The sequence below is a fragment of the Planctomycetota bacterium genome, from assembly GCA_026387035.1.
GTDB lineage: Bacteria > Planctomycetota > Phycisphaerae > FEN-1346 > FEN-1346 > JAPLMM01.
The window spans coordinates 1-9,468 of the sequence record JAPLMM010000035.1; the positions used below are offsets into that span (position 1 = coordinate 1).

Annotated in this window: 10 protein-coding genes and 1 pseudogene; 9 read left to right on the forward strand and 2 right to left on the reverse strand. The window is 64.6% G+C overall.

The window, feature by feature from the left end; translation table 11 throughout:
• The 7 genes and pseudogenes from NTX40_01010 to NTX40_01040 all read left to right on the forward strand — a co-directional run.
• On the forward strand, positions 1-231 hold a 231-nt coding region (locus NTX40_01010; protein ID MCX5647669.1), incomplete at its 5' end, for an HAD-IA family hydrolase.
• A gap of 359 nt (positions 232-590) precedes the next feature.
• A pseudogene (gene lsrF, locus NTX40_01015) lies at positions 591-1,370 on the forward strand (3-hydroxy-5-phosphonooxypentane-2,4-dione thiolase).
• Between the two features lie 324 nt (positions 1,371-1,694).
• Positions 1,695-2,609: a hypothetical protein gene (locus tag NTX40_01020; protein MCX5647670.1), complete on the forward strand. Its 915-nt coding sequence runs from the start codon at positions 1,695-1,697 to the stop codon at positions 2,607-2,609.
• 5 nt (positions 2,610-2,614) lie between these two features.
• The gene (locus NTX40_01025) at positions 2,615-3,700 is read left to right on the forward strand and encodes an alcohol dehydrogenase catalytic domain-containing protein (protein MCX5647671.1); all 1,086 of its coding nucleotides are present in this window, start codon (positions 2,615-2,617) and stop codon (positions 3,698-3,700) included.
• Between the two features lie 191 nt (positions 3,701-3,891).
• A complete protein-coding gene (locus NTX40_01030) occupies positions 3,892-4,101 on the forward strand; it encodes a type II toxin-antitoxin system HicB family antitoxin (protein MCX5647672.1) in 210 nt (69 codons plus the stop codon).
• On the forward strand, positions 4,098-4,313 hold the full coding sequence (locus tag NTX40_01035) for a type II toxin-antitoxin system HicA family toxin (protein ID MCX5647673.1): 216 nt from the start codon (positions 4,098-4,100) through the stop codon (positions 4,311-4,313). The genes NTX40_01030 and NTX40_01035 overlap by 4 nt, the downstream gene beginning before the upstream one ends.
• Before the next feature lie 63 nt (positions 4,314-4,376).
• A complete protein-coding gene (locus tag NTX40_01040; GenBank protein MCX5647674.1) occupies positions 4,377-5,681 on the forward strand; it encodes an L-rhamnose isomerase in 1,305 nt (434 codons plus the stop codon).
• A 130-nt stretch (positions 5,682-5,811) separates the two neighbouring features.
• Here the strand turns inward: NTX40_01040 and NTX40_01045 are convergent, their stop codons facing one another.
• Together NTX40_01045 and NTX40_01050 are read right to left on the reverse strand one after the other, a co-directional pair.
• On the reverse strand, positions 5,812-6,435 hold the full coding sequence (locus NTX40_01045; protein ID MCX5647675.1) for an ImmA/IrrE family metallo-endopeptidase: 624 nt from the start codon (positions 6,433-6,435) through the stop codon (positions 5,812-5,814).
• Positions 6,436-6,463: 28 nt separating this feature from the next.
• Complete coding sequence (locus tag NTX40_01050) at positions 6,464-6,844, reverse strand: helix-turn-helix transcriptional regulator (protein MCX5647676.1); 381 nt, start codon at positions 6,842-6,844, stop codon at positions 6,464-6,466.
• A 382-nt stretch (positions 6,845-7,226) separates the two neighbouring features.
• Here NTX40_01050 and NTX40_01055 point away from each other — a divergent pair, with 382 nt between their 5' ends.
• Positions 7,227-7,823, forward strand: a complete 597-nt coding sequence (locus NTX40_01055; GenBank protein MCX5647677.1) for a sigma-70 family RNA polymerase sigma factor — start codon at positions 7,227-7,229, stop codon at positions 7,821-7,823.
• A gap of 35 nt (positions 7,824-7,858) precedes the next feature.
• Positions 7,859-9,468 (forward strand): zf-HC2 domain-containing protein (locus NTX40_01060; GenBank protein MCX5647678.1); only part of this gene is annotated, 1,610 nt, incomplete at its 3' end.

The following is a 9,468-nucleotide window of genomic DNA, read 5'->3' on the forward strand; positions in this document are numbered from 1 at the left end:
GTGTTTCTGAAGGCGTCGGCGAAACTTGGGCTGGAGCCGCGCCGCTGCGCCGTCGTCGAGGATTCGACCGCCGGCATCGAGGCGGCCGTGCGGGCGGGAATGGCGGCAATCGCGCTCGTGGGCACGGCCACGCGCGAAGCCCTCGCGGAGGCGGGCGCGGACCTCGTTGTCGCGTCGCTGAGGGAATTGACGCCCGACCATATCAGCCGCCTCATCGACCGCGCGGCTTAGGCCGTTCAACGCCCGGCCTTGAGTCCCGGCGTGGCCGGGACGAAAGGCCGGGAGCGAATCGCCTCTCGCGATATTTTCGCTGGACCCCCGGGTCGGCCCGTCTTACCATGGCCGGTCCGGTCGGTGGAAAAATGCGAAAGGGGAGCCGTGGCCATTTCCGGTTATATCGAGTACCAGCGGCGCGAGTTCTGCAAGGACATCGGCTGCCCGACTCAGCACCGGTTGGAGAAGCACCGGGCGGGCACGGACGAGTACGAGGAAGTCCGCCGCATCTGCAAGACCGACTGCATCCACACGACCTACGAGTTTCACCACTGGCTGGTCGACCATGGATATGAGATCGTCCGGCCGGAACAGGACGCATCTTCAACCCCAAGTCCGGCCGAACCGTCATGCTGGCGTTCGACCACGGCTACATCCTCGGGCCGACGTCGGGCCTGGAGCGGATGGACCTCTCGATCCGCCCGCTCATCCCCTACGCCGACTGCCTCATGTGCACGCGCGGGGCCCTGAGGCAGATCGTCCCCGCAACGGCCGGCAAGCCCATCTCGCTCCGCGTCTCGGCAGGCTCGACGGTGCTGACGGAACTCAACGACGAGTGCATCATGGACATCGAGGAGGCGGTGCGCCTGAACGCCTCGCTCATGGCCGTCATGGTCGCCGTGGGGTCGAAGTTCGAGGCCCTCACGATCCGCAACCTGACGCACCTCGTGGACATGGGCAACCGCTGCGGCATTCCGACGCTCGGCGTGACGGCCGTCGGAAAGGAACTCGTGCGCGACGCGCGGTACCTCGGCATGGCCTCCCGCGTCTGCGCCGAGAACGGCGCCCACGTCGTCAAGACCTATTTCTGCGACGAGGGGTTCGAGAAGGTCGTCGCCGCCTGCACGGTTCCGATCGTCATCGCCGGCGGCAAGAAACTGCCCGAGGCCGAGACCCTCCAGATGGCCTACCAGGCGATTGACCAGGGGGCCGCCGGCGTGGACATGGGACGCAACGTCTTCCAGGCCGACCACCCCGTCGCCATGATCCAGGCCATCCGCGCCGTCGTCCATGATGGGGCGAAGCCCGACAAGGCGTATCAGTTGTACCAAGATTTGGCGCGTGGCAGCGCCGCCAAAGCGAAAAAGAAATCGTGAGCCGCGCCGTTCAGGCCGAAGGCCTGAAACATAATAGCCCAGGCCAACGGCCTGGGTTGGCGGGAGTGCCGAAATTATAATTTTTTTCATCACCCAGCCCTGAAAGGGCGAGACAAAAGGGAATGGATTTTGTTGCGCCCCTTCAGGGCGTCAAGACAAAATATAAAAATGAAGGGTTGTGGATGCCGATCACCCAGGGCGTTGCCCTGGGCTGGATTGTTTGAGCCCTTCGGGCTCAAATGCCGGCGATTACATCACTCCCTCTCCCTCGATGGGAGAGGGGATTGGAAAAGGCGGGGTGCCCACCGGAAAGGAGAACCGACCATGAAAGCCACGGGACTTGTGCTGGCAGTTGGTGCCCTTCTTATGAGCCTTGTCGCTTGCAGCACGCGGGCGGCCGAAGGGCAGGAGCCGGCGGACGAACTCCACGTCCTCCAAGCCGAGAACGAAATGCTCAAGCGGCAGCGGACGGGCTACCTTAAATACGTAGAGAACCAAGCGCAAGAGATTTTGCGTTTGAAGGCACTGTTGAAAGAAGCCAGTATCGATCCTGAACAAAAGGCCGATGCTGAGCCAGTTGGAGATCAATCTAAGGAGCCCCCTGCGCCCGCCGGGGGAATCGCCGCTGCTATTCGCCGGCATCTGGAGGAAGCCAAGGCTGTGGCCGAAAGCCAGGACACGGATATTCAAAAGCGGACGGCCTGGCTACAGGCCGCGCGAAGGCTCAATGAGGCCTTAGGGCGGGGAACAATCCTCATAGAATACGAAGTAGAAGAGGTGCAGTTTGAGGCAGACACCAACACTGCCCTATTGACCTTCTCGTCTGCGAAGGTAGAAGACTTGGAGTTCCAGGAGTTCTACGGGATGCGTATCTTCGCTGACGAAAAGACTGCCTTGAGCATCAAGAAAGGCAGCCGTGCAACGCTGAGGGGACTCGCAACACTAGGTGTTGACTTTTCTAAGCCGGCTAGCGAGCAACCCGCTTTTTCCCGGTCTCCTGAGCAGAGTTACAGGCCCACAGCATATGTGTTTTCATATCTTAGATTCACGTCTAGTTGGCATTTAGGCAAGTTAATACTGGCGGTCAAGAGAGACTGCCTCGTGGAGGTAGACGGAGTCAGGCGTGCCCTGCAAGAGGTGGAGGTGCTTCCAAGAGAGAAAGAGAGGCCCCCGCAGAAGCAAAGACGGTCGCTTCCGCCTCCGCCGGTCATCCGCGTGAAGCCGCGCATAGTGCGATAACGCTGGTGACCAAGGCGAAGAAACCCTGGGCCGAGGACGCCATGACCGACATCCCAAAAACTCAGCGCGTTGCGGTTTACTACAATAACCGCGACGTCCGCATCGAGGAGCGGCCGGTCCCGCGCATCGGCCCCGGCGAAATCCTCGTCAAGATTCTCGCCTCCGGCATCTGCGGCTCCGACGTCCTGGAGTGGTACCGCATCAAGAAGGCGCCCATCGTCCTCGGGCACGAGATCGCGGGGGAGATTGTCATGGTCGGCGAAGGCGTCGCGAAGGTCAAGGTCGGCGACCGCGTTGCCGTCAACCATCACGTTCCCTGCAACACGTGCCACTATTGCCTCGCCGGCCATCATACCGCCTGCGAGACGCTCCACACGACGAATTTCGACCCCGGCGGGTTCGCCGAGTACGTCCGCGTCCCCGCGCTCCAGACGGACCGGGGCGTGTATCCGCTGCCCGCGGGCGTCACGTTCGAGGAAGGCTCGTTTGCCGAGCCCTTGGGGTGCGTCGTCCGCGGCCAGCGGAGCGTCGGCCTTCGGCCGGGGCAGAGCGTCGCGGTACTCGGGGCGGGCGTCTCAGGCATCCTGCACATCGCCTTGGCCAAGGCCGTCGGCGCGGGGCGCATCCTAGCGACCGACATAGATGCGTTCCACTTAGGTCTCGCGCGGCGGTTCGGCGCGGATGAGGCGTTTGATGCGCGCCAGGACGTGCCGACCATGCTTAGGAAGGCGAACGGCGGGCGCGGACTCGACCTCGTGGTTGTCTGCTGCGGGGCGCTCTCGGCCTTCGAGCAGGCCCTCGCCAGCGTGGACCGCGGCGGGACGGTCCTCTGCTTCGCGACCACCGACCCCGGCGTCGAACTTCGCGTGCCCTTGAACGATTTCTGGCGGAACGACGTCACGCTGAAGCCTTCCTACGGCAACTCGCCGTCAGACGCGACGACGGCCCTTGAGTTGATTGCCGCGCGGCGCGTGCCCGTGGCCGACATGATTACGCACCGCCTGCCGCTCCAGGAGACGCAGGAGGGTTTTCGCCTCATGTCCATGGCTGGCGGCCGGAACCTTAAGGTCGTCATCCTGCCGCACGGATAACACTAAAGCGCCACTTGACTCTTTTGCGCGGTGGGTCTCCTGACCCACCGCGCAAGAAATGGTTTTCTCGGCCCGTGGCGCGGCGGGTCGGGAGACCCGCCGCGCAAAGTGGCGCTGTAGGAATAATTGAGGTGAATCGCTTCGGCAGGAGGGTATAATGTTGAAGCGGACGTAGAAAAGGAGAGTCTCTCATGGTGCACGAATTCAACGTTGTGATCGAAAAGGATGCGGACGGATACTTTGTGGCCTCGGTTCCCGCCCTTCGAGGCTGCCACACGCAAGCCAAGTCGCTCGATGTCCTCATGAAACGGGTCAAGGAGGCCATTCGGCTCTGCCTGGAGGTCGAAGAGCCTGTGGCCACTGAATTCGTGGGCGTGCAGCGTGTGGCGGTGACCGAATGAGCAGGCTTCCGGCGCTCACGGGACTTCGCCTGATCAAAGCCCTTCAGAAGTCCGGGTTCGAAGTCATACGCAGAAGGGGAAGCCTGCGGCATCCGGACGGCCGGTGCGCCGTCGTCCCCGTTCATCGTGGAGAGACCATCGGGCGCGGCCTGCTTGCTCGAATCCTCAAGGACTGCGAGATCACCCGAGACAATCTTCGGAAAATGCTTTGATGGCAAAAGCGGGCGGCGAGAACCTGAAGGTCGTCATCCTGCCCCATGATGGAGGAGCATGACGTGAAACGCCCCAAACCGTCCGCTCAGGGCGAAAAGGTTGCCCACGAGGCCTACGAGATCGCCCGCGGCGCCTATGCCGCTCTAGGCGTCGACACCGAGACGGCGATCGAGCGTGCCGCGCGCGTGCCGATCTCGGTCCACTCGTGGCAGGGCGACGACCTCAGGGGATTCGAGGCCGGCCAAGGCCCGGCGGATAGCGGCGGCCTCCTCGCGACGGGCAATTACCCCGGCCGCGCACGCAGCGCCGACGAACTTCGCGGGGACCTCGACCAGGTGCTCGCCCTCGTGCCCGGCCTGCACCGGGTGAACCTGCACGCCATCTATGCCGAGACGGGCGGCCGGAAAGTGGACCGCGATGCGCTCGAGCCGAAACATTTCGCCGGATGGATCGACTGGGCCAAGAAGCGGGGTATCGGCCTGGATTTCAACCCGACGTTTTTCGCGCATCCGAAGGCGGCGGACGGACTGACGCTCTCGCACCCGGACCCGGGCATCCGCGCGTTCTGGATTGCGCACGGCATCGCGTGCCGGCGGATCGGCGAGGCGATGGCGCGGGCTCTCGGCTCACCGGCCGTCGTCAACCTCTGGATTCCCGACGGCTCGAAGGACTTGCCGGCCGACCGCTGGTCGCCGCGGAGGCGCCTGCGGGAGTCGCTCGACGCGATCTACGCCGACGATCTCGGGATCGACCGGCGTCTCTGCCTCGACTCGGTCGAGTCGAAACTCTTCGGCTTGGGGAGCGAGGCGTACGTCGTCGGCTCGCACGAGTTCTACTTGGCGTACGCGCTCGCGCGCGGCCTGGCGGTGTGTCTCGACATGGGCCACTTCCATCCGACCGAGGCGGTCCACGACAAACTGTCGGCCATCCTGGTGTTCGCCGATTGGCTGCTGCTGCACGTCAGCCGGGCGATCCGCTGGGACAGCGACCACGTCGTCCTCTTCGACGACGACGTGCGGGCGGTGTTCCAGGAACTGGTGCGCGGGAAGGCGCTCGGCCGCGTGAAGGTCGCACTGGACTATTTCGATGCGAGCATTAACCGCGTCGCCGCCTACGTCATCGGGGCGCGGGCCGTCCGCAAGGCCGTCCTGTATGCGCTGCTGGAGCCGGGCGATCGGCTGGGGGCGCTCGAGGCCGAAGGCAAGGGCGCCCAGAAACTCGCGCTCCTGGAAGAGGCCAAGACCTTGCCGTTCGGCGCCGTCTGGGACATGCTGTGCCTGCGCGCGGGCGTGCCGCCGGACGGCGGATGGATGCCGAAGGTCGAGGCGTATGAGAAGGACGTGCTGGCCAGGCGAAGGAGCCCGTGACCCATGGGCCGCATCGAGCGCCTTCAACCGTCGGGCCGGTCGCTCGCCGCGCACGGCCGAGGGGTTCCGCCTGATGTCGACGCCCGGCGGCGAGTCGCTGAAGGTTCTCGTCCTCCCGAACAAGCCATGATTACGAACCATACTCCCAGAGATCTGCATGGTGCCCCGCCATCGCCGTTCGAACCGCCTCGGCAACGTTACAAGGATGGTTGTCCAAGCGGATGCTCATGGCTTGGGCTGAAACTCTGAACTGACGTGCCAGCAGCGCCGTCAGCTTCTTCAAGATGGCATCGGTGTCACCGTAGCCAACGTGTGATACGAGTTTGCCATATGTGCGGTTTGCCTCTTCGCGAAGGACTTGGCTTGGCATTAGAATAGCAGCCGAGAACCACTTGGCGTTGCGTTCCATGTGATGCAAATCTGCCTGTAGTTCTTTCTGCACTTGGCAGGCCTCTTTGACATTCTGTACCCGCACGAAATGGTTGCGGTGCAGAACATAATGCGCGATCTCCTCGCCCAAAGTGAATCGGTATAGGTTGGGCCTGTCATCCATCACGTCCTGGTCAATTATGAGTTTGTACCGTCCTTCTGCAGTTTTCCAGAAAGAGCCCCACACACTGTAATTTGCCTCAAGGCCGGGAACAGGAAAGATCTCCAGCTGCAAGCGGTTTTCTGCTATGAAATCAATATCTACTGGTACACTCACGCCGGTCGGAAATGTTTCGCAGAGCAGGGCGTCTGCCTTACGTTCCAAGCATGAGATGTTAAAGGTGGACCGCTTCTCAGAAGTGCTCCGCGATGTATTCGGCGAGTCGTCGGAACTCGGCTTCATCGAGTTGTTTTCCCTTGGCCGTCCTCAGCAGAAGCGGGACGCCCGGTTGCCGGGCCGCGTAGTCCTTCACGTCTGGCGGTACTGTACCAGGCCTGGCACTCGCGGCCAAGTCATTTAGTTTCCTGAACTCCGGCGATTCTTCGCCGAGGTCCAGCGCCTCCGCGATCTGTGCCAGCCTTTCCGACGACGTGGGCGGCGCCATCCGGCCAGTCTCCAGGCGAGACAGGTTGGACGGCTTCAGGCCGACCGTCTCTGCGAAGGTCCGCAGGCCGAATCCTGCCCGGAGTCTCAGACTGCGCAAATACGTCCCGAATGTCTCTTCGCGTGCCATGCCGGTGCCCTCCTTCCTCTGTTATAATACGTTATAACGTCGGCGGAGTCAAGCCAGAAAATTCACAGAATTCTGGAGTCCTTGCGCCTGGGAGGGGCGCTAGTGCCGCCCATGCAAGCGCATCTGGGACAGCCCGCGCGTCGCTGGCCGACGTGCGTTTGCGAAGTTACACAGAAACCACTTTCCCCGGCGGACGTTCATGGATGGCGGAGAAGGCGCCCAGGGCGCGCGGCCAGGGGCTTGTGGCTCTTGCGATCGTGGTTTATAGTATGGCCCTGCCGTCGGCGGCGCGTGGCCAATGGGACGGCAGGCGGGCGAATAATCCGCAGGGTTTTTGGAACCTCGACGCCGAACCGGCGTCTAAGGGATTGGATAGTCAGCGGTGACATTGCGATTCGGAACCAGCGGCGGCCCGGCAGACTCGGAACTGGTCAGCCAGGTCGTCGGAGGCGATGGAGCCGCGTTCGGCCCGATCGTCGAACGCTACCAGGACCGGCTCTACAACACCGTCTACCGGATGGTGGGGTCGGCCGAGGACGCCCGGGATCTGGTGCAGGAAGTGTTCGTCAAGGCGTACGAGAACCTGGCGAGTTTCAAGGGCACGAGCAGCCTGTACACGTGGCTCTTTCGCATTGCGGTGAACGCGAGCCTCAGCCATCGCCGAAAAAGGAAGTGGGTTCGGATGGCGGGGCCGGCCGCCGATCCCGGCGACGGGGAACCGTCGAGCGGGTGGGCGGACCCCGCGGACGGGGACCCGGCGCGCGAGATGCTCGCCGCCGAAACCGAAACCGCCGTCCAGCAGGCCTTGGCCCAGTTGGACGACGAGCACCGGACCGTCGTGGTGCTGCGGGACATTCAGCACTGCGATTATCGGGAGATTGCCGACATCCTGGGCGTGCCGACGGGAACGGTCAAATCCCGGCTGCATCGGGCCCGGCTCCTGCTGCGGGACAAGTTGCAGCCGCTGCTGAAAGCGTGATTGGAAAAACGGTTTGGGGGTCGGAGCGACCGGCTATGTTGTGCGAGCAAGCGCGTGACCATCTGTCGGCTTACCTGGACAGGGAACTGGCGTCCGAACTGTCCTCGGCGGTCCGCGCGCACCTGGAATCCTGTGCCGACTGCCGCGCCCTCCTGGCCGACCTTCGGGCGACCGTGGGCCTGCTGGGACGCCTGCCGGTTCACCGGGCGCCGGCCGACCTCGCCGACGACGTCCAGCGCGAGGTCGAACGCTGCACCATCCTCCCCGCCGCCGAACATGGCTACGACGCCGAGCCGCAGGAACGGACGCTGGCACTGCGGCGTGTGCGGCTCTGGCCGAGGGCCCTGGCGGTGGCCGCGAGCCTCCTCCTGGTCGTCGGCATCGGCGTCCTGGCGCTGCTCGGGCCCGCCGGCGGGCCGGAAACGGTTCCCGTTTTGAGTCCCCCGGCGGAGCGCGGCCCCGAGGTTGCGAAGGACGGCGAGATCGGCGGCGGTGTCGGCTCGGCCGCCGCGCTTGCGAAAAAAGAAGCCGTAGGCGATTACAAGGCCGCCGACCGCCGCAAGGGCGGCGCCCTCGAAGGCAAGGAAGGCGGCTGGGGCGGAGGGCGGACAGACTTGGCCAAGGTTCCCGAAAGGGCTCGGGCCGGCCCGTCCGGTTTGGAGCACGTCTCCAAGGCGCCGGGGCCCGATTCGCTTGCCGAAGATGCGGACCGGGGAACGCGGCTTCGCGCCGCCGAGAAACCGAGCGGCGATGAACTGGCGGCCGTCCAGCAGGTCCAGAGGGCGATGAACCTGGCGGCCAACGGCGAAGTCCCCATTGACGAACTCAAGCAAGTCGCGACGGTGGACAACCTCAGACGGGCCGGCGGCAACACCCTCGTGATCGAGACCGATGCCCCGGCCGAGGCCAACAAGGATCTCACGCGGCTGTTCCTCGCGAACGATTGGCAGCCGGTCGCGCCTCCGCCCGCCGTGGCGGGCGCGCGCGTCGAGGAACTCGGCAAGGCGGTTGACAAGGGCGGCGCGCCTGCCCGCGTCGCCGCGAGGCCTGCCCGCGCGGCGGCGCCCAACGGTTACTACTTCCTCGCGCACAGCGACGGCGAGTACGTGTGGGTCGTCGTCGCCGACCGGGACTACATCACGCGCTTCAGCAGCCAGTTGGCTGCCGACGAGCGCCTCAGGGTCGGTAACGAGTCCGGCCGGCAGTTCCAGGCCATCCGCACACTTCAGGACGAGGTGCGCCAGTATAACCTCAGCCAGTCGCAGGTCGTGCAAGGCGGCGGCGGGACCGCGGGGCGCGAGGTCCGCTACGCCGGCAAGGCCGCGGCGCCGGTCGCCACAGGCGACTCGACTGGGCGAACTGCCGCGCCTGCCGTGCCGGCTGAGGCCGCACGTCCCGAAGTGATTTCCAAGTTGGGCACCGCGCAGGTCACGGTCGGCAAGGCGTATGCGCCTACGACAGGCCAAGTGGCCGTCCAGCCGTCGCAGGCGGCGGAACCCGCCCCGGCGGCTCCGGAACTGACTCGCGTGCAGGGGGAAAAGGATGAGACCCCTGCCGCTACGCAGGCGATCCCGACACTCGAGCGCCCCGCGCTGGCGAAGGAGCCCGCAGGCCCGGCACCGGCGCCGGCGGGCGGCGAGCAAAA